At 68.9% G+C, this 24,313-nt stretch carries 23 protein-coding genes, 2 tRNA genes and 1 pseudogene; 8 read left to right on the top strand and 18 right to left on the bottom strand.

Features of this window, described 5'->3' with window-relative positions:
* Window positions 1-24: 24 nt before the first annotated feature.
* Window positions 25-96 (top strand) — tRNA-Arg (locus E4U91_RS23605).
* Window positions 97-414: 318 nt separating this feature from the next.
* On the opposite strand, the gene E4U91_RS23600 is transcribed toward E4U91_RS23605, so the two are convergent.
* The 13 genes and pseudogenes from E4U91_RS23600 to E4U91_RS23550 all read right to left on the bottom strand — a co-directional run bounded on the left by E4U91_RS23600 (window position 415) and on the right by E4U91_RS23550 (window position 9,049).
* The gene (locus E4U91_RS23600) at window positions 415-1,233 is read right to left on the bottom strand and encodes a hypothetical protein (RefSeq protein WP_137308685.1); all 819 of its coding nucleotides are present in this window, start codon (window positions 1,231-1,233) and stop codon (window positions 415-417) included.
* A gap of 94 nt (window positions 1,234-1,327) precedes the next feature.
* Complete coding sequence (locus E4U91_RS23595) at window positions 1,328-1,711, bottom strand: DUF6083 domain-containing protein (protein WP_137308684.1); 384 nt, start codon at window positions 1,709-1,711, stop codon at window positions 1,328-1,330.
* Between the two features lie 196 nt (window positions 1,712-1,907).
* Entirely contained in the window at window positions 1,908-3,281 is a 1,374-nt protein-coding gene (locus tag E4U91_RS23590) for a tyrosine-type recombinase/integrase (protein ID WP_137308683.1), read from the bottom strand.
* Window positions 3,278-3,448 carry a helix-turn-helix transcriptional regulator gene (locus tag E4U91_RS23585; RefSeq protein ID WP_168218275.1) on the bottom strand — a complete coding sequence of 57 codons (171 nt, stop codon included), beginning with the start codon at window positions 3,446-3,448 and terminating at the stop codon, window positions 3,278-3,280. The genes E4U91_RS23590 and E4U91_RS23585 overlap by 4 nt, the downstream gene beginning before the upstream one ends.
* A 16-nt stretch (window positions 3,449-3,464) precedes the next feature.
* A complete protein-coding gene (repSA, locus tag E4U91_RS23580) occupies window positions 3,465-4,841 on the bottom strand; it encodes a replication initiator protein RepSA (RefSeq protein WP_137308681.1) in 1,377 nt (458 codons plus the stop codon).
* Window positions 4,838-5,143, bottom strand: a complete 306-nt coding sequence (locus tag E4U91_RS23575) for a SpdD protein (protein ID WP_137308680.1) — start codon at window positions 5,141-5,143, stop codon at window positions 4,838-4,840. Before E4U91_RS23575 ends, repSA begins: the two co-directional genes overlap by 4 nt.
* Window positions 5,144-5,166: 23 nt before the next feature.
* Window positions 5,167-5,322: a hypothetical protein gene (locus tag E4U91_RS38145; protein ID WP_168218148.1), complete on the bottom strand. Its 156-nt coding sequence runs from the start codon at window positions 5,320-5,322 to the stop codon at window positions 5,167-5,169.
* A gap of 16 nt (window positions 5,323-5,338) precedes the next feature.
* Window positions 5,339-5,518, bottom strand: a complete 180-nt coding sequence (locus E4U91_RS23570; protein WP_137308679.1) for a mobile element transfer protein — start codon at window positions 5,516-5,518, stop codon at window positions 5,339-5,341.
* Window positions 5,519-5,533: 15 nt separating this feature from the next.
* A complete protein-coding gene (locus E4U91_RS23565) occupies window positions 5,534-6,214 on the bottom strand; it encodes a DUF2637 domain-containing protein (RefSeq protein WP_137308678.1) in 681 nt (226 codons plus the stop codon).
* Between the two features lie 88 nt (window positions 6,215-6,302).
* Window positions 6,303-7,673, bottom strand: a complete 1,371-nt coding sequence (locus E4U91_RS23560; protein ID WP_137308677.1) for an FtsK/SpoIIIE domain-containing protein — start codon at window positions 7,671-7,673, stop codon at window positions 6,303-6,305.
* Window positions 7,674-7,678: 5 nt separating this feature from the next.
* A pseudogene (locus E4U91_RS40110) lies at window positions 7,679-7,762 on the bottom strand (SCO3933 family regulatory protein); the annotation flags it as partial.
* 48 nt (window positions 7,763-7,810) lie between these two features.
* Complete coding sequence (locus tag E4U91_RS23555) at window positions 7,811-8,098, bottom strand: ATP-binding protein (RefSeq protein WP_137308676.1); 288 nt, start codon at window positions 8,096-8,098, stop codon at window positions 7,811-7,813.
* A gap of 96 nt (window positions 8,099-8,194) precedes the next feature.
* A complete protein-coding gene (locus E4U91_RS23550) occupies window positions 8,195-9,049 on the bottom strand; it encodes a helix-turn-helix domain-containing protein (protein ID WP_137308675.1) in 855 nt (284 codons plus the stop codon).
* A 711-nt stretch (window positions 9,050-9,760) separates the two neighbouring features.
* Between E4U91_RS23550 and E4U91_RS23545 the strand changes: the two genes are divergently transcribed.
* The 3 genes from E4U91_RS23545 (at window position 9,761) to E4U91_RS23535 (ending at window position 13,293) form a co-directional block, all read left to right on the top strand.
* The gene (locus E4U91_RS23545; RefSeq protein ID WP_137308674.1) at window positions 9,761-11,362 is read left to right on the top strand and encodes an HsdM family class I SAM-dependent methyltransferase; all 1,602 of its coding nucleotides are present in this window, start codon (window positions 9,761-9,763) and stop codon (window positions 11,360-11,362) included.
* 5 nt (window positions 11,363-11,367) lie between these two features.
* Complete coding sequence (locus tag E4U91_RS23540) at window positions 11,368-12,330, top strand: restriction endonuclease subunit S (protein WP_137308673.1); 963 nt, start codon at window positions 11,368-11,370, stop codon at window positions 12,328-12,330.
* Between the two features lie 889 nt (window positions 12,331-13,219).
* Window positions 13,220-13,293, top strand: a tRNA-Met gene (locus E4U91_RS23535).
* Between the two features lie 202 nt (window positions 13,294-13,495).
* Here the strand turns inward: E4U91_RS23535 and E4U91_RS23530 are convergent.
* From E4U91_RS23530 to E4U91_RS23520, 3 genes are all read right to left on the bottom strand, one after another.
* Complete coding sequence (locus E4U91_RS23530; protein ID WP_422070911.1) at window positions 13,496-13,999, bottom strand: DUF3761 domain-containing protein; 504 nt, start codon at window positions 13,997-13,999, stop codon at window positions 13,496-13,498.
* An 82-nt stretch (window positions 14,000-14,081) separates the two neighbouring features.
* Entirely contained in the window at window positions 14,082-14,405 is a 324-nt protein-coding gene (locus E4U91_RS23525; protein WP_137308672.1) for a hypothetical protein, read from the bottom strand.
* Between the two features lie 81 nt (window positions 14,406-14,486).
* A complete protein-coding gene (locus E4U91_RS23520) occupies window positions 14,487-17,132 on the bottom strand; it encodes a beta propeller repeat protein (protein WP_137308671.1) in 2,646 nt (881 codons plus the stop codon).
* 266 nt (window positions 17,133-17,398) lie between these two features.
* Here E4U91_RS23520 and E4U91_RS23515 point away from each other — a divergent pair, with 266 nt between their 5' ends.
* Window positions 17,399-18,169, top strand: coding sequence for an isoprenyl transferase (locus E4U91_RS23515; RefSeq protein ID WP_371558109.1), 771 nt, complete (start codon window positions 17,399-17,401; stop codon window positions 18,167-18,169).
* A gap of 122 nt (window positions 18,170-18,291) precedes the next feature.
* Window positions 18,292-20,013 (top strand): acyltransferase family protein, encoded by a 1,722-nt coding sequence (locus E4U91_RS23510; RefSeq protein WP_137308669.1) that lies wholly within the window; start codon window positions 18,292-18,294, stop codon window positions 20,011-20,013.
* Window positions 20,014-20,020: 7 nt separating this feature from the next.
* Here the strand turns inward: E4U91_RS23510 and ku are convergent, their stop codons facing one another.
* The gene (gene ku / locus E4U91_RS23505; protein WP_137308668.1) at window positions 20,021-21,088 is read right to left on the bottom strand and encodes a non-homologous end joining protein Ku; all 1,068 of its coding nucleotides are present in this window, start codon (window positions 21,086-21,088) and stop codon (window positions 20,021-20,023) included.
* 88 nt (window positions 21,089-21,176) lie between these two features.
* Here ku and ligD point away from each other — a divergent pair, with 88 nt between their 5' ends.
* Window positions 21,177-22,058: a non-homologous end-joining DNA ligase gene (gene ligD / locus E4U91_RS23500; RefSeq protein ID WP_137308667.1), complete on the top strand. Its 882-nt coding sequence runs from the start codon at window positions 21,177-21,179 to the stop codon at window positions 22,056-22,058.
* A 240-nt stretch (window positions 22,059-22,298) separates the two neighbouring features.
* On the opposite strand, the gene E4U91_RS23495 is transcribed toward ligD, so the two are convergent.
* Window positions 22,299-23,105, bottom strand: a complete 807-nt coding sequence (locus E4U91_RS23495; protein WP_137308666.1) for a nuclease-related domain-containing protein — start codon at window positions 23,103-23,105, stop codon at window positions 22,299-22,301.
* Window positions 23,106-23,390: 285 nt separating this feature from the next.
* On the opposite strand from E4U91_RS23495, the gene E4U91_RS23490 reads away from it, so the two are divergent.
* Window positions 23,391-24,212, top strand: a complete 822-nt coding sequence (locus tag E4U91_RS23490; RefSeq protein WP_137308665.1) for a hypothetical protein — start codon at window positions 23,391-23,393, stop codon at window positions 24,210-24,212.
* Window positions 24,213-24,313: the final 101 nt, after the last annotated feature.

Raw genomic sequence — 24,313 nt, 5'->3', positions numbered from 1 at the left:
GAGCAACAAGCGCCGCACCGACACGCCCCCGTAGCTCAGGGGATAGAGCAACGGCCTCCGGAGCCGTGTGCGCAGGTTCGAATCCTGCCGGGGGCACCTTGCACGAGGTGCCCAAAGACCCCGTCACCAGCGGAAACGCTGAGGCCGGGGTCTTCGCGTATGTGCAGGCGTATGCGGGTCGAAGCGGCCGGATGCCGGGGTCTGTGGACTATTCGTGGACGAGATTCTGGGGCATCTTTCCTGGTCAGCTCCAGGATTTCCGAGGTAGCGCTTAGTCGCCCTCTGGCCACCCTGACGGAGGCGAAGGCGGCTTGCGGTTGTCCCGCCGCTCGGCCTACCGCGCGTTCGCCCCACGCAGGCTCGTGAAGATCAGAAGCCTGCCGCGCGCAGAAGCACCACACGCGGCCAGCCCCGCTACGGCAGGTCTTCCAGACGGGCCAGGAGTCCGGCCGCGGTCGCCACTGCCGCTACCGCATCCGCCCGAGACCACGTGAAGTGCTCTGTGGTCCCCGAATCGTCGTGCTGCGCCCCGCTGAAAAGCTGGTAGGCACTTTGGATCAGCATCCCCCACCGCTGTTCCTGGGACCGCTGCTGCGCAGGCGGCAGGTTCCTCACCACGTTTACGGTGTCGCAGGCTTCCCTCACAGCGTCCAATGCCAGACGGGCCTTGCCAACGGCCTCCTCGAATCTGCCCGCGCCGATCAAACTTTTGGCTTCCCTCAGACGCCGCGCGGCAGTGGCCCTGTTCTCCACCTCTGTAATTGGAACCAGTACGTCAACGAACGCGCCCGCATCGAGTTGGACAAGAGTCTTCGCCCACTCCTCGTGCGAAATCCGGACGGTCAGCTGGTCCGTGCGGGCCGGCCAGCCTGCGATGGCACCGAGTTGCACTGCAGTCAGGTCCACACGCAACTCCAACTCCCGACCCTTCCGGGCCTTCTCCAAGCCCAGTATCTGCGCGTCGGTCAACACCACATCGAAGCTGATGTTTCGACCCTCGGGGTGCGCTTCCATCGGCCACCGCTGCGCTAGTGGGCCCAGCCACCCGGAGCTCCCCATGTCGTTCACCCAAAGCTCACCCGACAGCTGGTGCGCCTGCCCCTCGGGGATGTCGCCCGTTCCGGCGGCCTCGAAAAACAGTGTGAGGCGGTGCACACCCCAGCCCGGTATGAGTGTCAGCGCGTGTCGGGCGGGCTTGATGCTCAGCAGGTAGCCGTCGAACTGGAAGGCCATCAAGGGCTCCTCGCAAGTGGTTCTAAGAGAACCCTGATGGTGCCAGCCTGCGACCTGCTTACGCCAAGGATTAGAGTGCCTACCGAAGGAACACTCAGCCGGCGTCCGGCCACTCTTCCGGAGGCAAAGGGGGCTTGGGGTCGTCCCGTCGCTCAGCCTGCCGCGCGTTCTCCCCGCGCAGACTCGTCAGCCACGGCCACAGATCGGGCAGCGGCTGTGCCGGGCAGGCTAGACGGTGCTCGATCCGACACCGCTGGAACTGATCCGGCGGACACACCCCGTAAACCGTCACGCGTCCATCGGACAGCTCGATCCACCGGTGCTCCGCCGGGACGGTGTGAGCCAGCGGATGCATGTCCGGCTCCAGCAGCACCCAGTCCTGTTCGAGCGTCGCCACTCGGTCCTGTAACAGCCCGCAATGGGGGCAGCGGGTTTGCCCGCCGCCTAATCGCCGCGGTTTCTCCTGTAAGACGCCCATACGGTGAGGGTCGCCAGCCCGGCAGTCCTGGCGTAGAGCGCGAACCGGACGCAATTCCTGGGGCGACCGTCCGCCAGCGGGACGAAATACGACGCGTCAGGTGCAGCCAGCAACTAACGGCCGACAGCACACGGCCGAGATACGGCGAAGCCCTCCGGCCCAAGCGGGCTGGAGGGCTAACGGCCTACGCGCGACATCATTCGTACTCGCGCAGCAGATCTTCAATCTTGCGGTTGGCGATCTCTTGCCGTCCATCGATGCACTTGGCGTAGCGGCTCAGCAGGACCTCAACGCTATTTCCCGCCCGTTCGGCGACCTCTGTCGGATCCACCCCGGAGTTGAGCCAGGTCGACAGTGCCGAGTGCCGAAGGTCGTACGGTCGGGCGGCGAGCGGTGAGGCGACCGCGGCCGGCGGAAGCGCCAGCGCACGGGCCTCCTGCCACACTCGGTAGTACGTCGAGGAACCGACCACTCCCCCGCGCTCGTTGGTGAACAGCCGTCCGTCCTCCGCAGTGCCGAACGTGTCGAGGTGCTGCCGGAGGAGGGTGACGAGCTGGGGCGGGACCGGGACGAGCCGGACCTCTTCCGATGGGCGGTTCTTGAGGCCCCGGTCGTCGTGAGTCTCGCCGGAATCGGTCCACTGCTTCCCGACGCTGGGGCGCGTTCGGTTCAGCAGCAGTGTGCCCCACCCCGTCTCGGGCAGCTTAAGGTCCGCATTCGTGAGGCCGACTGCCTCAGCCGGACGCAAAGCGCCGTAATACATGCAGGCGAACAGCCCGACGAGCCGGCGGCCACGCGCCCGGCCATACCCACCGACGTAGGAGACGGCAGTCAGCAGCGAACGGGCCTGCACCGGATTGGCGACCACCCGAGGGTCAACCTCCCCGACCACCTTAGGCTTCTTCCAACGGATGCTCGTGATCGGGTTCTCTTTGAACTCCCCGAGGTCGACCGCATAGTGCAGCGCGTTGACGAGCGTCCGCCGCTTGCGCCGGACAGTCTCCGCGGCGGCCGCCGTCCCATCGAGCTTCAGCCTGAGGGAGTCCAGGACCGCCCTGCCGATCGCAGCGTCCCCGAGGTCCGACAACGGACGCGATGCCTTGGCCACCCAGTGCAAGGCGTTGGCGACGTCGGGCGGCAAGTCGCGCTCGTCCGGTCCTGGAAGGACAAAAGCCCAGTTGCGCAGCGCCCTCCTGATCAGGTCCTCGGGCGGCTGTCCCGGACGCTCATCGAGAAGGGCCATCGTCACGGCGGTCAGGGACTCATTGATCCCGTTACGCGTGTTCGGCGCCGCATGCGGCCACTTCATGGCCAAGTACTTGAGGGCGAAGGCGTACCAGGTCATCGAGGCCGCCTTCTCGACCATCGAATCTGGCAGGCCCGTCCCCGTGTCGAACTCTTCGCCAGCGTGCGCGGCCTGGAGAAGTTTCGACCGGTAGTGATCCGCAAGGCCTTTGGTGCGGAACTGTTCGGAGAAGACGTTTCCGGCAACAGTCCACCGGACGTCATAGGACGACTTCTTAGTGTTCCTCTTGCGGACGCCCCACACCTTAACGTCGAGTGACTTCATGCCGCCGCCTCCAACTGCCGCAGCCACGCGGTGAAGTCGCTCCGCCAAACGCGCAATTCTCCATTCGGCAGCTTGAAGGCTCTGGGCCCCATCCCAAGCTCGCGCCAGCGGTAGAACGTACGCCGCGAAACCCCGCCCAACTCATCGAGGATCTGCGGGACGGTCATCAGCTCATCTCTCACGTCAGGCTCCTTCCAAGGCGGCAATTTCTTCGCGGGCGGTTTCGCGGTTGAGCCGGATATCCCGGTGGATGGTGGCGGCGAGCCAGGATTCGCCGGGGGTGTGGCCGTGGCCGGCGTAGGTCCAGTGGGCGAGGGTGAGGGTGGTGGCTTCCTCTTCGTCCGGGTCGGGCAGGCCGAGGGCTTCGCGTTGTTGGGCTGCGCGGTAGTCGGCGCGGGTCTGGCGCAGGGCGCCGAGGGTGGTGGAGTAGCGGCGGGACTTGGTGGAGAAGTGGCCGCGGAAGCCGAGCATGTGAGCCCAGTCGCGCAGCTTGCGGTCCGGGTAGAGCGGGTGCAGGTCCAGGCAGGCCGCGATGAGCCGGGCGGGGTGCTCAGGGATGCCGAGGAGGACCAGGGCTTCTTTGTTGCCGATGCGGCGGTCCACGGTGCCTGTTGTCTCGGCTGCCTTGGTGGCGTACTTGGCGACGTAGGAGGCCACGGCCTGTTCGGTGATCTCCTCGCCGTTACCGAAGGCGCCGATGGGCTGGACGTCGAGCTGCGTGCCCCAGCGCAGGGTGCGGGCGGGTTGGTCACCGGCCCGCGGCACGTCGACCGCGACGCGGGCGGCGGCAGCCTTGATCGCGCTGGTGAGGAGGTCGAGGGTGGCCCAGGCCGGGGGCGGCGAGTCGGGTCCCTCGGGGCCGTCGAAGCGGATCACGGCGTGGAAGTGCACGGCTCCGCGCTTTTGGTATTCGGCGACCTTGCCGAAGGAGACGCGGGACTGTGCGTGGGCGGCTTTCTGTGTGAGCCCCGCGCGCTTGGCGATCTCGCGGCGTAGGTAGATCGTGAAGTACCGCCACAGCTCTGAGGCGTGGTTGTTCCACAGCACGGCGCCCGCGTAGTCGTAGGTGTCAGGGTCGAGCGGTGTGCCCAGTTCCGGCGCGTCTTCGGCGTGGTGGGCCCCGCAGCGGCAGGGCCGGTTGCTGGGACGGTTGTGAACCGGGCCGAACGACGGAGCGGTCAGGGTCGCGAAGACGCGCGGGTGATTGCGGATCGTGTCCGGGGTGCCTTTGGAAGGGTCTCCGACTAGGCCGGCGCGGATGAGGTGGTAGGTGTCGCCCGCGTAGGTCCAGGAGCAGGCGGGGCAGCGGGAGGCGCGGCGGTTGCCGCATGCGATGCGGAGACGGCCGCCGGGTTCGCTGTCGGTGTTGTAGCGGTGAAGGACGCGGCCGGTGGCCCGGTCGCGGGTGACGGTCGAGCCTTGCAGGTGGATCGGGTTGGAACATCCGCCGGTGCGGCGGATCTGGTCCCGTACGCGGTCGAAGCCGGGGGACCCGGCCAGTCTCAGCACGTCGGCGAGGGTGGCCGGGTCCAGGCCCGCCGTGACGGCGGAGTGAGTCACCTCTTGTTCCCCTTGAGGATCGAGCGGACGACGACCGCGCAGACCGCGACCGAGGCGGCGGTGACGGCGACCGCGAGGAGCATGGAAACGAGGACCGCGCCGACGGCCAGGACCGCGGCGCCGCCACCCGTGACCAGGGCGAGGGTGCTTCCGACGGTCAGTTGGACGGAGGGCCGGTGGGCCGACGGGGCGGGCTGAGTCGGGATGTGGGTGGGGGCGTAGGGCACCGGGCGGTAGACGGTCTGCACCGTCGGTGTGGGGGCGGGGGCGGTGTCCTGGGGCGGGTACTTGGGGGTGAACACGTCGGTGTTCCCTTCTGCGGCGGTCAGTCGAGGAGCGTGGCGACGGCGGGGGCGAGGACGCTGTTGGCGACGAGGTAGCCGCCGAGGAGCAGCAGTGCGACAAGCCACCACGGCGGGCGGGCGAGCTGGATGCCGAGGACGGCGACGACGAGCACGGCGAACCAGAGCGGGACGCTCATGGCGGTGGTCTCCTTCTCAGGCCTTGCAGCGGTGGGTGCGGGCGGCGAGTTCGGCGGCGGTGCGGCTGTCGTACTCGGCGGAGAAGTCGCAGCGGGGCGCGGTGCAGGCGGCGAGGTGGCGGTTGCGGCCTCGGGCGAGGAACGAGGCGACCTGCACGGGACCGAAGCGGCGGACGTTGCGGAAGCGCGGGTTCACAGGGGCGGTCCTTTCTCAGAGGTGAGCGGCGACGGAGGCCGTCATGGACGCGGGCAGGCCGAGCCGGGCGCGTACGGCGTCGGGGTCGGCCGGTTGGCCGGTGGTGGCGCGGTGTTCCTCGGCGAGGGCCTGAACGCGGTCGACGAGCGCGGGCGGCAAGGCGACCGCCCTGGGAGCGGGAGCCGGGGCAGGGATCGGGTCCGGGGTGTCATCCGGTGGCAGCGCCGGGAGGGCGTAGCGGGGGAACTCGTCGACCGGCGGAGCCGGAGGCGTCTCGGCGTCCCGCTCCGGAGAGACAGAAACCGGAGTTGCCTCGGACGCTCGTGGTTCGTGCGCCAGAAGGGTTCCGCCGAAGAAGGCGACGGCTGGCCACCCGGCCACCACGACCCGCAGCGAGGCGGGAACCTGGTCAAGGTCGAGGAGACCGGCCGTGGCGACGTTGGCGCCGAGGGACGCGGCCAGGGCAACCAGGAACCACAGCCGCGCTCCCCCGGCCGGTTGCCCGGCCCGCTGGTGGGCCCGCATGCGGCGCCAGGCGGCGACCAGCAGGAGGTCAACACTGATCGGGTAGGCCCACGCCTTCCAGCCGCCCTGTCCTGCCGCTGCGGCGAGGTCGTGCAGGTGGGCGAAGGACAGGGCGCCCGCGATGACGGCTTGCACGATCACGGCATCCACGCGGGCGAGGTGGGCACGCATCGGCTCGTCTTCCTTCCGGTTCGAGGCATGGGAGGGGTAGGGACCTGGCGCGAGGCGGCCACGCCGACCGTGGGAAAGGGAGGAAGGGTTACTCGGTCACCGGGCGCGCGGCCGGCACCGGGGTGACGGGGGCCGTCGTACCGGCGGACTCGACGGCGACGGCGGGCCGGAAGGCGTCGAGGCGAGGCAGCTCCGGAACGAGGGCGGAGGTGGCGCGGCAGACGGCCGCCGCTTCATCGAGGCTGAGGTGCGGGGACCGGATGCGCGACCAACCGCCGGAGGAGTCACCGACGATGGCGACGCCGGGACGCTCGGCAGGGATCGCGGTGGCGGCAAGGGCCGCTTCCGGGGAGACGTCGGCGAGCGCCATGTTCGCCGACGACTCGTCGTTGACGCGGTGACAGACACGGCCGGTGAGCTGGGCCCGGAGCATGGTGGCCCCCTTGCCCAGTTCGGAGCCGAAGCGCTGCCCGCACACCTCCAGGTAGATGCCGGCCGCGCGACCGAGCTGGGCGATGCGGATGAGCTTGGTGACCATGGCGTCACGCCGCTTCTCGTCGTCCCGGTTCGCGGCGAAGAAGAGTTCCGCCACCTCGTCGACGACGACCACGACCGGCACCGGCCGCACCTTCTCGGGCAGGCCCCACACGTCCGAGGTGAGGACGGCGTCCGTACCAGCCGCGGAGCTGAGTCCGATGAGCCGAAACCGCGCCTCCATCTCATCCAGCAGCGCGTCAAGCAGTTCGCTCGCACGGTCCGGAGTGTCGGCGAGGGCCGACAGACGCGGCGCGAACGGCGCCAGTTCCACGCCCCACTTGCAGTCGATACCGACGAGCACGACCGGTTGCCGGGCGAGCCCGCAGACCAGGTTGCGCAGGAAGACCGACTTACCGGACTGCGTGGCTCCGAGGATGAGTTCGTGCGGCACGGTGCGGAAGTCCCGTACGTGCCAACGCCCGTCCTCCCGCAGCGCCAACGGGAACGTGAGCAGGCCCCCACCCTTCCGCTGACGCATCGGACGCCGTACGTCGTTCAGCACGTCCCAGCCGATCAGCCGGAGTTCCAGCCAGCCCGGCTTGGTGGGTCGGATGTGCACGGCGTGAGCCGCCCAGGCGTGCCGCAACCGGTCGGCCGAGGCCATGAAGTCTTCGGGAGCCTGCCCGATTGCCATCCGCAGCCGCATCACCAGACCGGACCCGGTCGGCAGCGGCAACGAGCGACGCGGGGGCACGGGAGCCGCCTCTCTACCCACCAGGCGAGCCGTGGCCCGGCGGACAGCAGAGGCCGGAACCGTCAGGCCGCAGGCGTCCATGGTGGCCCGATAGGTGGTGACCACGCGCAGCGCGACCAGCGGGTACCCCACGAGCCACCAGAACGCGACCGGCATACGCCGACGCAGCACCAGCAACACGACGACACCCACCAGGCACAACGTCAGCACCCACACGGTGTCGGTCATGACGGTCAACCCTTCACCGGCGCGGGGGCGTTGACCATGACGGCGTCGGCCCGGTAGGCGATGCCGTGACGCATCCGCCCGCCGAACTCCGGGAGTGGCGCGAGCGCCGCGCCACTCCCGGTGGGTCGCCGGACCCGTCAGACCGGACTGTTCACGCTGCGCACCATGGGCTCGTCGTCACTGCCCTGGTCGATGACCTGGATGCGTACGAAGTCGTCCGCGAAGCCGACAAGCACGAGGAACCAGCCTCGGTACCAGCCGCTTCGCGTGTGCCGGACAGCGTTGGCGGCCAGCTCGCCGACGACCAGGACGGCGTCATAAACGAGGCTGGGCGGCTCATCTTCCAATAGGGCGGCGACGAAGTGACGAGCCTCGGCCACCTGCCAGGGTTGGCCGGGGAAGCTGCGGCCCCAGTTCTTGGGCATGGGAAAACTCCTCCTGCGTCTAGGGGGCTAGACGATGCAGGCAGCAGAGTATTCTTAGGCTCGCAGGCAAGCCAGGCATGTAGAGGAATTATTCCTCTAACGGGTGGTGTTGTCGTCGCCCAGGGCTCGGAAGTCCTTCATCACTTGCAGCAGCAGTGCCCGCACGTCGGACCCGAAGGTCGCAGCCTCCTCGAAGCGGCTGAAGGTGCCCTCGTACGAGGTGACGTCGGCGGAGTCGTCCAACACCCGCTGCCCGCGGAAGGTCTCGACGACCACCGCCTCCCGGTCGCACAGACTGAACCCGTGGCGAGGCATGACGGGTACGGCCTGACGCCAGGGGATGACCCCGAGGCGGACTGTGCTCAGGCTCTCGACAGCCAACAGCCGGTCAAGTTGGGCGAGCATGAGCGAGGGACTGCCCGGCCAAGTGCGAAGGACCCCCTCCGTCAGCACGAACACCCACTCACGCCCTGGCTCATACAAGAGGCTCTGCCGCTCGATACGGGCGGCGACGGCGCGACCGACCCCTTCCGGCGTGGCTGCTGGTGCACTGTCGAAGACATGCCGGGCGTACTCAGCGCTCTGAAGCATGGCCGGCAGGACGACGCACTGAAAGGAGCGGACGAGCTGGGCGGACCGCACCGCTTCGTCGAGCGCGCCGCCAAGTGCCGTTTCGGCGCCAGCGGCTTGGGTTGCGTGCTGCGCGGCTTCCACAGCACTCAGGAGGTCACGCACCTCCCGAGTGGTCGTCTCATCAAGGCCGAGAGCCCGGGACAGACGACCCAAGACGTCAACACTGGGGACCATCCGGCCCGTCTCCACCTTCGACACGGTCGGCTGGCCAACTCCCGCCAGCTGCGCCAGCGTGGCACCAGTTAGACCAGCCTCGGTACGAAGCCCGCGAAGACGCGTGCCGAGCGCCTTCAATCGATCCTGCCGCTCACTCCCCATGACCAGGGTTCTACACCACGAAGCAGCAGAGCCCATGCCCTCGAGGCGCGAGGACCGTCCGATCCAGACGCCTCACCTTGATCAGCTGTTACAGGTTTCCCTACCTCATCAAGGGCTCGCTTCGCTCGCCGTCGCTCCCGGCCTCCTGAACTGCAAGCAGTTCGATCGGAGATCGAAGGTGCCGCGCACAGCGCGGCGGCGCCGGTCGGTCGCCGCCGCGCCGCCCCTCCTTGCCTTCGTCACCGGGGCTGCGCGCGTCGTCCGCCCGCGCCCACAAGGGGGCGAAGATTAGGCCGGGGTTGAACTGAGACGGCACAGCCGAGGTCAGTACAGTGCCTCCGGCGGGCGATCGGCCGGCACCGGGATAGAGGGGGCGCCATTCCCGACTGCGAGTTCGTAGTGGTGTGCGGGAAGCTCTCATCCCGTCCACCGCCGACCCAGGCAGAGCCGAGCAGACGAGGTCCATGGCGTCCAGGTCGTTCGTACAGTGGCGCGCTCCACCTGGACGCCATGGACCACGCCCGCTTCACGGTGTGTGGGTCGACGGCGAACGGGATGAGAGCTTGGGTAAGTGGTGTGTTGAGGTAGCTGGCGCACCGCGCTGCCCCTGACGAGGAACACCAAGCCGCTCAGGTGGGCTAGCGGTAACCGCGCGCACACGGCCCGTCACATACAGGCCGCACTGTCGGCGCCACCGGCTACAGTTGCGCCGTGACTGACGAACCTACCCTGTCCCGCGCTCTGAGCGGCCCCGAACATCAGCAGGTACGCCTCCCCGTTATCAAGGACCTCATCGAATCGGGCTGGGATCAGGGACAACTGCGGTGGAAGCCTGAGTGGCGAGTACCGAAGTCTCCTCATGATGCGGCCAAACGCGAGGGTGGCAAGTCATTCGCAGGGTGGCCAGTGGATCTCGCCATCTTCGATGACCCCCAGCACGTTGGAGACTGGGAACATGTCGTCGCAATCTGCGAGTTCAAACAACCCAGCCTCGAAGAGGGCGTATCGCAGCTTGAAATTTATCTGGCCCGCGAACCTCGCGCTCGCATGGGTTACTGGACTAACGGAACCGAGGACGTCCGGGTCTATAAGCTCGCGGACGGTACGTTCAAACCATTCCACAACATGGGGGTGCCGCGCCCAGAGGAGAACTTCTCCCGCCCCTCCGAACGGCCTCTAGCATTCCGTGACCTAGTTACACCAAGGCCCGGGCAGTTGCGGGCAGTCTTCAAACGGCTACTCGACGTCGTGGTAGCTCGGGACAGCAAATCCACCAGGTCAGAGTCTCAACTTAACGAGCTGTGCAATCTCTTGTTGCTGAAGCTCGAATCTGACTCTTCAGCGTCTTACCACGACAGAGAGCCAGTGAACTTCCAACTCTCCCCGCAGGGAGAAGAGTCCACGGCTAGCTCAATCCGAAGGCGTTTCGCTGAGCTAAAGAAAATGCGCCCTGCCGTGTTCGCTGAACACCGCGAAGGGGACATCGAGCTCGACGACCACACCATCCACGAAGCCGTCTACGAGCTGTCCAACCTCAACCTTTTGAATGTGGGCCCAGAGGCTATTTCGGCCGCATTCCAAGTATTTCGTCGGGCGAACCTCAAAGCGGGCGAAGGGCAGTACTTCACCCCTCAACGCGTCATTTCGACAGCCGTCAGAATGATGGACATTCGCCTCGACGACAAAATCATCGACCCTGCGTGCGGAACTGGTGGATTTCTCACGGAGGCCTTCCTCTCTCTTGTACGCGAGATTCCTGAGGACAAAGCAGCTCAAGCACGAACATGGGCTCACCGTCACGTGTACGGAGTAGACAAGGATTCTATCAACGTTAAGCTCACTCGGGCCATTATGGTTGGCCTTGGGGACGGATCGGTCAACGTTCACATCGGCGACTCGATAAGAGAGCATCGCTGGCCCAAGGATTATCCGCATCTCCAGCAGCCTCTGAGCGAAGAGTCATTTACGGTCGTCATCACGAACCCACCTTTTGGCAGGAACCTGAAGGTAAGCAAGGTCGATGCCCGGCTGAATAAGTACAGCATTGCGGAGGCTGCGAGCCGAAAGGACGGCGAGTACGCCGATTTGGAGATCGGTCTGGTATTCCTCGAACGCGCTCACCGCCTACTGATGAGGGGAGGGCGCCTCGGCATCGTCCTACCTGAGACCTACTTCTTCTCGCCCACTTACAAGTGGCTCCCGGGCTGGCTAGAGGATCGATTCATCCTGAGGGGCGTTCTCAACATCCCCATGGAAGCGTTCCAGGGCTTCTGCCGAGCCAAGACAAATTTCTACGTCTTCGAGAAGAAGTGATTCGCATGGTCCACAAGCCAGCATGGTTCCGCGATGGCCAAGTATTCATCTCGTACGCTCCGACTGTTGGCATCAACAAAGACGGCGAAGATCTTTTCGTCGTAGACCCTGACACCGGGCTGCGCACAAACACGATTGATGATCAGATCGCTGCTGACGTCACGGCTCTTACCACCGAGTTCGAAACAACCGATACGAGTCGTTGGGTCGACACCGACAAACTCGGCGACCAGCTCATGGCCGTCCCGAACTACTTCGACGACCGACCCATTCGCGACTTCGAGAAGATGATGAAATCTTCTGAATTGGAAGGGTTCAAACAGCAGACCATCGGCGATCTGATCGAGAACGGCCTCATCGAAGCGATGCATGGCCACGGAAGCCCCTCGGCGGACTTCCGAACGGGTCACGTTCCATACATCAAAGTGTCCGATATTCGAGCCGGACAAGTAAACATCAACCCCACCAATCGCGTGCCGGACGTGGTAGCAGAGCGTTTCTGGAAGGGTTCAGAGTCTGGCCTCAGGGAATACGACCTGGTCACGCCGATCCGAACGAGCAAGAACATCGGTGAGTTCGCCCTCATCATGCCCGGCCAGGAACGAGTCGTGCTAACCAAGGAAGTTCTCGTTCTTCGGGCCTCAGAGAACGCCCCGTTCGATAACTTCTACATCCTGTGGGCAATGACCCTCAAGGCTGTACGGCGCCAATGGGACCGCATTGTCTTCATGCAGACCAACCGTGAGGACGTAGGTAGGCGCTACCGAGAAATTCTTATCCCCGTTCCCCCTAACCGTGAGGCAGCAGATATGCACTCGCAGGCCTTTAGGGATTACTACCTCGGGACACAAAGGCTCAGGGACAACTTCTTGACATATCTCGCCAGCGAAGACAAGCATTACATCTTCATGGCCTCTTCGGTGGCTTCAGTTGAGGACTTTATCGAGGAAAGTGGCAGCGACGACTGAGAGAAGCGAATAGACAGAACGGCAGCCGCACCGCGGGCGTACCCTTTAAGCAGCTCCACGGGACGGGCCCGGCCTGGCGGCTACCGGACCGGGCCCGTCACCGAGGAGCAGCGGTGAGTTCGGCCGTCCGTTTAGCGGCCGAGCTTACCGCCTCGCTTGCGCCAGAAAAGAAGTGACTGCCACAAGAAGGCTTAGCGCTGACAGGATCACTTGCCAGTGGTCCGGGCCAGGCCAACTTTTCTTAGCCTTCTTTAATGATCGACGCTGCACTGCTGCTCCTTTCTTTACAAGGCGCCCGTGAAGGACGCTCCAACGACCCAACTGTCGGTTGGAGGAGTTCGAGGTGGTGGAGATGAACAGCGGTCCAAAGCCTAGCGCGCCACCTTCCGCAGGGATTCGCCCACGCGTAGCTGGAAGCGCCACGATGCTGATAATCCACGTATTTTTGCACGCGTTTAACGCGAGTATCTCTGAACAGCGAGCCCCCTGGTGCGCTCCATCCCTTAGAGAGGCCGTTAGGCAGACACACAGGACTTTGAGACGGACACGACAAAACATCCTGCGTCAGGATGTGTGATTTGCATCACATTAAGCGCCCGGGGTGTGAGATGCAGAGGAAAGCAAACCAACCGCGTCGGTCGCCCAAGTGCCCCTCGGTCGCGGACTATCTGTTGACGCGTTCGCGCCTCCCTGTCAAGGGTCGTGCCTTACTTGCGGCGACGCCGCGGATGCGGCTCGGGGGCGGCTGGGCGGTGGTACCGGGGCCGGCGGAGGTCGCGGAACGGGCGGCGCGGCTGCGGGGTGCAGGGCGCGAGGAGCTGTCGGCGTGAGGCTCGCCGCTAGCGATTTGCTCCTTTCCCCGTAGGTCACGTAGTGTTCTATTCACCGACGCGGGGTGGAGCAGCTCGGTAGCTCGCTGGGCTCATAACCCAGAGGTCGCAGGTTCAAATCCTGTCCCCGCTACTGAAAGCTGAGGGCCGGAATCCGATCAAAGGATTCCGGCCCTCAGTGTTTGTGTGCACCGAAGACGTCATGGCCCTAAACAGTCGTGGACTATTCGTGGACAGGTCGCCCCGCAACTAGCCTGTTGTAGGGCGACGACCAGGCAAAGCGCGGCGAGCCGAAGAGCCCTCCGGAGTCGCGTGCGCGCGCCTGTGGGTGTCCGCTAGTGGTAGAAGATTGCTACTCCGCCGTGGTGCGAGCAGGCGCCCTGGTGGTGGGCTGCGTATGAGTACGTGCCGTCGTTGCACTTGGCCGTTGCTCCGCCGCCCGCGGAGTCCGAGTCGCCGCCGGTGGACGACGAGCCGCCAGATGACGAACTGCCGCCGCCGCTTGTCGACTTCTTGGTCGGGGCGTGGGCTGTGACGGTCACCGTTACCTTGACCGTCTTCGTTACCGTCGGTGCCGGTGTGGGCTCGGCCGTCTGCGTCACCGTGGCCATTGCGGTAACCGTTGCCGTGACTGTGGGAGTCGGTTCGGTCTTGGTGTTGGCGACCGTCTTCGTCTCGTTCGGCTTCTGGTTGTCGGCGCCCACCGCGCCGATTCCGATGAGGAACGCCACGCCCAGGGCCGGCAGTACGAAGCGCTTGCGGGCCCACTTGGGTGCCGGGCGGGGCATCGGTGGGACGGGCGGTGGCTGGAACGGTGGTTGTGGCTGGTAGTAGCTCACAGGACCCCCCTGTTGAAGTACTTGAGGGGTGAAACTACCTAGACCCGTTCAGCAGATGTGAGGGAATGGTGGAGAACGTGACTCAGTTGTGACGTCGTGGCGACTCGGCCATTGGAGCACTGTCACTGTCCACCGTCTCCAGGCGTCGCTGGGCCTCCGACACCAAGCCCCGCAATCTCCCCGGCCCCACGCCCTCCCTGTCCAGCCACTCCTCCAAGCGCGGGCGTAGGTAGCGGGCCACGCCCAGGCCGTGGCGGCGTAGGGCTGAGCGGTTCTGGGAGATCTCCTCCTGGATTTCTCTGCGGAGGTCGTCCGTCCAGCCCTGGTTGCGGTCCTCCTCCGTGAGGGGGGTCTTCAGGGCCGCCACCGCCTCGTCCAGGAGTGGCAACGGGTTGGTGAGGTCCATGGGTCATGATCCCTCGGCCGGCCCTCAGCCGGGATCTGCACCCCCGCTGAAGGCCAGTCGTCGGTCAGGCCTCCCTTTGCGTCAGCCCAGCTCCCCCACTCCCACCGACCAGATCCCCCGGCCGTGCGTCGCCGCGTACAGGGTTTTGCCGTTCGGGCTCGGTTTGAGTTGGAGTACTGCGGTCGCCGGGAGCGTGCCTACGCGTTGCCAACTCGTGCGGTGCGGGGCCCGGTAGACCACTCCCAGGTCCGTGGCCACCGCCAGGCCGCCGTTCGGGGTCAGCAGGGCCGCGTTCGTCGGGACGTCGGGGAGGTTCTTGGAGATGTCCTTCCACGTGGTGCCCGCGTCCTTCGACTCGAAGACGTGGCCAACCCCCGCTCCCGGGCCCTCCGTCCAGTGGCGGGAGAAGCCATTGACCGCCAGGATCACGTGGTTCGCGTTCCTCGGGTCCACGGCGAAGCCGCTGAGGTAGCGGTTGGGGATCGTCGCGTCGGGCGGGAGGGTGAGGTCGTGCCAGCCCGTGCCGTCCTCGTTGCCCACGGCGATGCCCCGTGCGAAGCCCTGGTTGTTGCAGGGGCCGCACCAGGCCGCGTAGACCTTGCCGTTCGAGGCTGCCACGGCTGTCGCTGTGCGGCCCGCGCCCAGGTCGTGCACGTTCTTCCACTCCGTGCCGCTGCGGATGGCGTAGCCGTGGGTCTGGACCCAGATGTGGCGGCCGCCCGCGATCCATGTCGCGTCGTCCGCTGTGTCCGCGGCCAAGGGGGCCACGAAGCGGGCCTCGTTGGTGGCGTTGTCGGGTGGGGCCACGTTGTACGACGTCGCCTTCGTGGGGTCGGTGGTCCAGCTGCCGTCGTTCTGGGCGCAGTTCTGCGTCACCTGGACCGCCAGGTAGACGTATTCCTGAGCTATGTTGCAGCCGTTCTGCGGGTCCGTCAGGGTGTCGGCGCCGTCGCCGCCGAAGTTGGAGCCCATGACGCGGTCGTTGCCGCGCAGGATGGACTGGCCGTTGTCCTGGAGGCCGCCGGTGATCAAGAGGCCGCCGTTGTCGCGGTCCTTGCCCACGCCCACCGAGTAGTACTGGAGGGTGTCGATCGTGCCGTCGTTCAGGGACGTCCAGTCGGTGGCGTGGCCCGAGGCGTCCTGGGTGCCGTTCAAGGGGCGGCGGTAGGCGCCGCCGTCGTTGCCCACGTAGACCCAACTGCGGCCGTGGTAGCGGCCGATCGCCACGCCGTGCTGGTCGGGGTGGGTGGTCTGGTGGCAGCTGCCGGTCTGGCGGGACGGGTCGATGCTCCAGCAGGGGAAGCCGAAGTTCCAGTACGGGCCCACGGCGGACCAGGTGGTGCCGCCGTTCCTCGTCTCGAAGACCTCCTCCAGGCCCGCGTAGACGTGCTTCGGGTCGCTCGGGTCGACGGTGAGGAACTGGTTGTACCAGGCCTGGATGCCCGGCATGTAACCCGGTTCGGTGAGCGCGGAGCCGCCGGCCGCGAGGACCTTGTAGTCCGCGATCCTCGTCCACGGGCCCGTCGGGGAGCCGGACGCCGAGACGAAGATGCCTTCCAGGGCGCTGTCGGGGTTGGTGTTGAGCTGTTCCGGCGACTGGTCGATCGCGTAGTAGCGCGAGCCGTCCGCGGAGCGGGCGAAGGTGACGTTGCCGACGCCTTCCGCGTCCGTCGGCAGGTCGCCCATGCCGCTGGTGATCCGGGTCCAGGTGCCGCGCACCTTGGTGTAGAAGCCGTTGTAGTCGTCGCCGCTGCGCCAGCCGACCGCGAGCACGACCTTGTGCGGGTCCTTCGGGTCGATCGCGATGTCGTTGGTGAGGTTCTTGTACGCGGCCGACTCGTCGTCCGCCTTCGCGCCGCCCGGCAGGTAATCGGGGTTGGGTGCGAACTCCAGGGTCCAGGGGCCGGAGAGCTTCGCCGTGGAGTGGCTCCACACGCCCGCGCTGGTCGCCGCCCACACTCGGCCGCCGCCGAAGCGGAGTTGGTGGATCGTGGTGGACTCCAGCTCCTTGCCGCCGACGCGGTCGCGCGTGGTGAAGGTGCCGTGGTGCGGGTGGGACAGGACGTAGACGCCGCTGCCGAGGTAGGCGTCCGCGTTGGTCGTCGCCTCGCCGGTGCCCAGCCACAGGCGGCCGGCGCCGTCCAGCGCGAGCGCTCCCGTGGACTGGGACGGGAGCCGGTCGCTGAGGGGCTGCCAGTGGCCGCCGCCGGTGCGGGAGCGCCAGACGCCGCCGCCGGCGCTGCCCGCGTACAGGTAGCCGTCGTCGTCCGCCGCCATCGCGGCCATGCGGCCGGTCACCCGGCCCGCGCCGCCGCTGGAGTTGGAGTCGATGTCGCGGTAGCGCGGGTCGTCGGAGTCGTACGGCAGGCCGGTGACGTGCCGCCAAGTGCCCTTCGTCCGAGGCAGGGCGGTCAGGTCGCGCCAGGCGGCGCCGTACGCGCCCGGCGCCACGACGCCGGGTGAGGTGCGGGCCTCGGCGTACTGCTCCGCGCCCTCGGCGATCTCGTCCGCCTCGTTGCCGTCGTCGTCCTCGGCGGCCAGGCCGGGGTTCGCGGTGCCGATCGACTGTTCGCGTGCGGCGGCCAGGCGGTCGAGGGTGCGGGGCCCGAAGGGGTCGGGGTGGCCGCCGGGTGCGGCTCCCGCGGGGAGCGCCACGCAGGCGGCGGATGCGGTGATGGCGCAGATCGTGAGCCATCGTCTCTTGCGGGTGCGGTTCGGTGCTGACACCTGGTCCTCCCGGAACGGATGGAACGGGCAGAACGGGCAGAACGAGCAGTGCTGCAGCTGTCGTTGCCGACCCGACCACGTGGGGCCGGGGGTGTCCGCTCCTTGGGCAAGGCTTGACCGGAACCTGCCATATCGGTGAACCGGGGGTCATTCGCCGGGAAAGTGGTCATATGGCCGCGTGCGTCCACTCCGATTCGAGCGTTTCTCAAGTGGCGCTAAGGTGGGCCGCCACAAAAGCGGTTGCGCGAAGGGATGTTGGCGTGGTCTTGAAAGCCGTGCGCTCGGCCTTGGAAGCGATCTATGTGCGGCGGCTGACGCGCAAGCTGGAAGGGCGGCCACGGCCCCGGCACGTGGCGATCATGCTGGACGGCAACCGCCGTTGGGCGCGCGGCGCCGGGCACGACGACGTGCGCGAGGGTTACCGGGTCGGCGGCGCCAAGGTCACCGACTTCCTGCAGTGGTGCGCCGCCGCCGACATCCAGCACGTCACGCTGTGGATGCTCTCCGACGACAACCTGCACCGGCCCGCCGACGAACTGGGCCCGCTGCTCGAGATAATCGAGGAGACGGTGCAGCGGGTGTGCGCCACCGAGGAGGCGTGGGAGGTCTCCGTCATCGGAGCCCTCGACCTGCTGCCGGGCGACACCGCGCGCGTGCTGAAGGAGGCCGCCTCGCGGACCACCGGGCGCGGCGGGCTGACCGTGGACGTGGCCGTCGGCTACGGCGGGCGCCGCGAGATCGTCGACGCCGTGCGGTCCGCCTTCGACCGGCACATCAGCGAGGGCGGCGATCCGCGCGACCTCGCCGCCGACTTCGACCTGGAGCACATCACCGACAACCTGTACTCGCCCGCCGGCCACGACACCGACTTCATCATCCGCACGTCCGGCGAGCAGCGGCTGTCCGGCTTCCTCCTGTGGCAGTCCGCCTACGCCGAGGTCCACTTCGTCGACGTGCTGTGGCCGGCGTTCCGGCAGATAGACCTGCTGCGGGCGCTGCGGTCGTACGCGGACCGGGACCGCCGGTACGGTCGCTGAGCCTCGCGTCCCGTCCGAGGCAGGGCCGCCCGGCGTGCCCGCTGTGTCGTCGCGGCCACGGCTTGGTTGCGAACAAGGGCATTGCCGGGCAGGGCGGTTGGGACCGCGGGATGCTCCCCTGCATGGAGAGGGACCGGTACGTCGACTTCCTGCGGGCCTGGGCGATCGTGCTCGTCGTGGTGGGCCACTGGGTGATCACGGGGTTGGTGCGGCACCCCGACGGGACGCTCGGTGCGCCGGAGTTGCTGGCGACCGTGCCGTGGACGCAGTGGCTGACCCTGGGCCTCCAGATCATGCCGCTGTTCTTCCTGGCCGGAGGGCACGCGGCCGCCGGTTCGTGGGAACGGGCCCGGGCGCGGGGCGGCAGTGCCGCCGGGTGGGTGGGGCGGCGGGCGGTACGGCTGCTGTTGCCGGTCGGCGCCTACTGCGGACTGGTGCTGACGGGACTGGGGGTCGCCTCGCTCGCCGGAGTCGACCGGGGCACGCTCGCGCTGGTGGGCTGGGCGATGGCGATGCAGTTCTGGTTCCTGCCGGTGTACCTGCTGCTCAGCGCGCTGACTCCGGTGTTGTACGCGGCGCATCGGCGGTGGGGGGTGTGGGTGCCGGTGGGGATGGGAGTGGTCGCGGTCGGGGTGTCGTGGGGCACGGCCTCGGGCTTGGGCACCGCCGCCGGCGCCGACTTGGGTGCGGGGTCGCTGAGCGTCGCGGATGCGTTCGGGTCGCTCAACTACGTCCTCGTCTGGGGCGTGGTCTATCAGCTCGGCTTCTGCTGGCGTGACCGGCTCCTCGGCGGGAGGCCCTGGGCCGGGGGCGCCCTGGTGCTCGGCGGTGGGGCCGCCTTCGCGGCGCTCGTCGGGGCCGGGCCCTTCCCCGTCAGCCTGATCCTCGTCACCGGGCAGGACCCGAGCAACACGAACCCGCCGTCGGCCGCGATGCTGGCCTGGTCGGTCGGCCAGGTGGGGCTCGCCCTGCTGGCGGCCCCGGCGGTGCGCCGGTGGCTGGAGCGCGAGCGGGTGTGGCGCGGTGTGGGCCGGCTGGGGGGCCTCAGCATGACCCTCTACCTCTGGCACATGCTGCCCGTGCTGGTCGTCGCGGCCGCCTTCTACCTCCCCGGCCTGGCGCCCCGGCCCGCGTTCGGCTCGGCCGCCTGGTGGGCGTGGCGAGTGCCCTGGTTGGTGGTCCTCGGGGCCGTACTCGCGGGTGTCGTACGGGCGTTGATGCCGTTGGAGCGGCTGCTGGCGTCGCTTGATGGTCGGTTGCGACCGGATGTGCGGCTCCGGCCGGGGCTACGGGTGTGGGCCGGGCTCGCCGCGGCGGTGCCCTCCCTCGCGTACTTCGCGGGCCACGGCTTCGCCCCTGGCGGCCGGTTGTCCCTGCCGGCGGTCCTGGGGCTGGCGGTGGGGACGGCGCTGGTGGTCGCGTCCGGCCCGGGGCGCGGCCCGGGCGGGGAGCAGGGGCCTGACACGGCGCGGGCGGCTGACGGCCGGGACTGCGGCCGTGCGGCGCCGGGAGGCGGGGCGGTGGCGGTCGCTGGTGCCCGCGAAGAGGTCGGCGGCGGGGTGGTGACGGCTTCCGATGCTCGCGTGCAGCCCGGCGACGGGGCCGGGGCGGCAGCTGGTACCCGCGCGGAGCTCGGCGAGGGGTCCGTGGCAGCTTCCGGCGCCCGCGAAGAACTCGGCGACGGGCCCGTGACGGCTGCTGATGCCCGCGCGGAGCCCGGCGAGGGGTCCGTGGCAGCTTCCGGCGCCCGCGAAGAACTCGGCGACGGGGCCCTGGCGGCTGCTCGTGCTCAAGCGGGGCCCGACGACGGGTCCGTGACGGCCGTCGGGGCCGGTCCCGGCTGAGGCGGGCTCACGCCGAGCGCTTGCGGGGCTGGGTCGTCTTCTTCGTGGTGGAGGCGGACTTCTTCGTCGTCGTGGCCTTCTTGGCGGCCGACGTCTTCTTCGCCGCCGTCGACCTGGACGTCGCCGCCGTCGTCTTCTTCGTGGGCTCCGTCGTCTTCGACGTCGACTTCCTCGGGGTCGCCTGGGTCTTCTTCGTGGTGGACGTCGACTTCTTGCCGCCCGTGGCCTTCGGGGACGTCCGGGACGTCTTGCGGGGCAGGTGGCGGACCTCGGCCTCCTCCTCGGGCGGGGCGCTCTCGCCGCGGGACTCCTTGGCCGCGCGCACGCTGTTCTCCAGGGCCGCCATCAGGTCCAGGACCTTGCCGCCGGCCGGACGGGACGGGCTTTCCGGCACGGCCTCGCCGGCCGCCTTCGCCGCGATGACCTCCTCCACCGCATCCCGGTACTCGTCGTGCAGGTCCGCGAGGTCCACCTCGCCGAGGGTGTCCATCAGGGCGTCCGCCAGGTCCAGCTCCTTGTCGCGGACCGTCACGTCGGCGTCCGGGGCCACGCCCTCGGGCGCGCGCACCTCGTCCGGCCAGAGCAGCCCGTGCATCGCGATCGCGTCCCCGACCACCCGGAGCATCCCCAGCCGCTCCCGGCCGCGCAGCGCGTACTTGGCGATCGCCACCTTGTTGCTGCGCTTGAGCGCCTCGCGCAGCAGCGTGTACGGCTTGGCCGCCGGCGCGCCGCCCGCCGCGAGGTAGTACGCCTGGTCCATCTCGAGCGGGTCGATCCGGTCGGCCGGCACGAACGCCACGATCTCGATCGTCTTCGCCGTCGGGATCGGCAGTTGGGCCAGGTCCTCGTCGGTGATCGGCACGATCGTGCCGTCCGCGTCCTCGTACCCCTTGCCGATCTCCGACGAGGTGACCTCGCGGTCCTCCACCTCGCAGAACTTGCGGTAGCGGATGCGTCCGCCGTCCTCGGTGTGGATCTGGCGGAAGGAGATCGAGTGGCTCTCCGTGGCGTTCACCAGCTTGATGGGGATGCTGACGAGGCCGAAGGAGATGGCGCCGTTCCAGATGGATCGCAACGTTCAGCACCTTTCCGGGCCGCGGGTCCGGTAACCCGACCTGACGACAGGGGGGCGGTTTGTACAGGTTTCGTGTGATTCTCATCGTATGACGCCGATCACAGAGGTGGAGGGGCGACGGCTGGCGCTCAGCAACCTGGACAAGGTGCTGTATCCCGCGACCGGCTTCACCAAGGGTGAGGTGCTGCACTACTACGCCACCGTCGCCGACGTGCTGCTGCCCCACCTGCGCGAGCGGCCCGTCTCCTTCCTGCGCTACCCGGACGGGCCCGACGGCCAGCTGTTCTTCACCAAGAACGTGCCGCCCGGCACGCCCGACTGGGTCGCCACCGCCGAGGTCCCCCGGTCGGAGGGGCCGTCCCGGATGGTGCTGGTCCAGGACCTGCCCAGCCTGATGTGGGCGGCCAACCTCGTCACCGAGTTCCACACCCACCAGTGGCTGGCCCCCACGCCTGACGAGGCCGACCGGCTGGTCTTCGACCTCGACCCCGGGGCGCCCGCGACGATCGTGCACTGCTGCGAGGTCGCCCTCTGGCTGCGCGAGCGGCTGGCGGCCGACGGGATCGTGGCCTACGCCAAGACCTCCGGGTCCAAGGGGCTGCATCTCCTCGCCGCCGTGCGCGGCTCCTCGTCCGAGCAGGTGAGCGACTACGCCAAGCGGCTGGCCGTCGAGGCGGAGCGGGCCATGCCGGAGCTCGTCCTGCACCGGATGACGCGCAGCCTGCGGCCCGGCAAGGTGTTCGTCGACTGGAGCCAGAACGCCGGCCGCAAGACGACCGCGGCGCCGTACACCCTGCGGGCGCGGGCCGAGCCGACCGTGTCGGCGCCGGTCACGTGGGCGGAGGTGGAGGAGTGTGGGGCGCCTGAGGGGCTGGCTTTTCAGGCGGGGGACGTGGGGGCGCGGGTGGGGGAGTTCGGGGATCTGTTGGCGCCGTTGTTCGATGTGGAGGGGGCCGGGGTGCTGCCGTAGTCGGGCGCGGGGTGGTCACTTGGCGCGCCGGTGCGCTGGGGCTGCCGCCCCAGACACGCGGGTGGTGTCTCGGCTCGCCCGGGTGCTGGGGGCTGCCGCCCCCAGGCCCCCGCTTCGGCCCTGGACGGGCCTCGTCCTCAAACGCCGGACGGGCTGGATGGCGTCCGGTGTGGCCCACCGGGAGGCGGGACGATCGCCCTCACAGGCACGGGCGCGGGCCGCCATCCCCACACACACGCCTCAGCAGGCCGCCCACGTCCCCCGGTCCCGGGCCATCGCGTGCAGTGCCTCCACGTCCGCCGGCTTGAGGACCCCGCCCGTGCGCGCCAGGTCCGCCAGGTCCGCGTCCTGCACGACCCGTACCTCGCGCGGCGGAGCCGTCACGCGGACGTCCGCCGGGCCGGCCAGGGCCAGGACCGGGTGGACCTCGGCCGTCAGGGCGTAGGAGGCGCGGTCGGCGGCGGCGCGGGCGCGGCGCAGGACCGGCTCGGGGTCGTGGCGGCCCAGGGACACCATCGGGTCGGCGACCAGCACCCGCTGCTTGCGCGCGTACAGGGCGTGGACGGCGAACAGGCCGCCGGGGCCGATGGTCAGGTGGTGGACGCGGTCGCCGCCGGGCAGCGGCACCGAGTGCAGGGTGTGCCAGCCGGCCCCGTCGAGGCGGTCCAGGGCCTCGCCGACGGTCTGCTCGGCCTCCAGGGCCCGGCGCCGCGGGTCGGCGCGCAGCCGGAGGCCCTGGCGGGCCGGGTCCCGGTCGAGGGCGATCAGCAGGGCCTCGCCGGGGCGGTTGGGCGCGAGGTCGTCGTCCGGGTGGAGGGACAGGCGGGCCAGCTCGGCGGGGGTCGGCACCGGGGGCGGGCCGACGGCGACCGGGCCGGTGAGGAAGGGGCCCAGCGCTTCCAGCACCTCGTCCCGGCGCTCGTCGCTGAGCAGGTTGACCCGGCCGGCCTCCCGGTCGTACCAGGCGACGTTCCTGCCGTCCGTACGGCAGACGTAGAGCCGCTCCCGGCCGTGGCGCCAGGCCGGTACGACGCGCAGTCCGCTCATGCACATCACCCCGACGACCATGGGAGCAGGTGGGTGCTCCGGGAGCAAGACGGCGGCCGCCCCGGGACGCGGCCGGGCACCCGCCCCCGGTCCGCCGGGCGCCTGCACCCCGGGCCGCCGCGCAGCCACACCCCGGTCCGCCGGGGCCCCGCGGCCGGCCACGCGATCCGGCTGGTACCGTCGCGGCGATCGCCCGGCCGCCCCCTCGGCCCACCGGTGGGCAAATAGGACTTCCCTCCGAATATGGTGTACGGGGCCGTCGTCGTCGTCGATCACAGGAGTCCCGTGTCCGTCAGCCGCCCCGTCCGGACCGGCCTCGCCGTCGCCCTGCTGGCCTCGGCCGCCGTGGCCTGCGGTGACGCGGGCGGACTGCGCGGTGCCGGGTCCACCCCGACCGCGACCAGCCCGGCCCGGCTCTGGCCGCAGCTCACCCCGGCCTCCAGCCCCGCCTGGAACATCGACGAGGCGGACACCGAGGTCGTCAAGGGCGTCACCGTGCCCGGCGACGACCTCCGCGAGGTCGACCCCGTGGCGATCGTGCGCGCCGAGATCGCCGCGCACCCCAAGGACTACCGGGGCCCCGACGCCATCTACCGGGACACGACGGCCCGGATGGCCGCCTGCACCAACAAGCCCACGGACGGGAAGGCCACGGGCCGCACCGCGAACGCGGACACCACCGCCGCCGGCAAGTGCCCCGTCCTCCAGCCCTACTACCGCGACCTGACCGGTGACGGGCGCGTCGACCTGACCCTCGGCTTCCGGCTGCTGCCCGGGGACGCGCCGGACCTGACCGCCGTGCGCGCCTACACCGTGGACAAGCACCGGCTGCTGCGCGTCATGGCCTGGGAGGACGCCGTCAGCGCGGTCGAGCTGGCCGGGCGGTCGGTGATCATCCGTTCGCCGTCCGACCTCGCCGACTACGAGTACCGGCTCCAGTGGACCTGGGACCCGGAGCAGAAGGCGATGCTCCTCACGCACGACGAGATGCTCCGCACCCACCACGGCCACCGCCCAGGGCGCCCCTCCCCGACGACCACCGCCACGGCCGGCCGGAGTTCCACGGCCGACCCGGGTCCCACCCCGTCCCCGTCGGTGACCCCGTGAGGGCACCCGCTCCCCGCCGGTCCGTCCTCCGCCGGCCCGCCACCCGTCGGCCCACGTCCCGCCGCGCGGCCCCGCTCCCCCGCTGGGCCGGCACGCTCGCG

This window comes from Streptomyces lasalocidi (genome assembly GCF_005280215.1).
Classification (GTDB): Bacteria; Actinomycetota; Actinomycetes; order Streptomycetales; family Streptomycetaceae; genus Streptomyces; species Streptomyces longwoodensis.
Note: the sequence above shows the minus strand (reverse complement) of the source record. Positions and strands in the feature narration are given on the sequence as shown.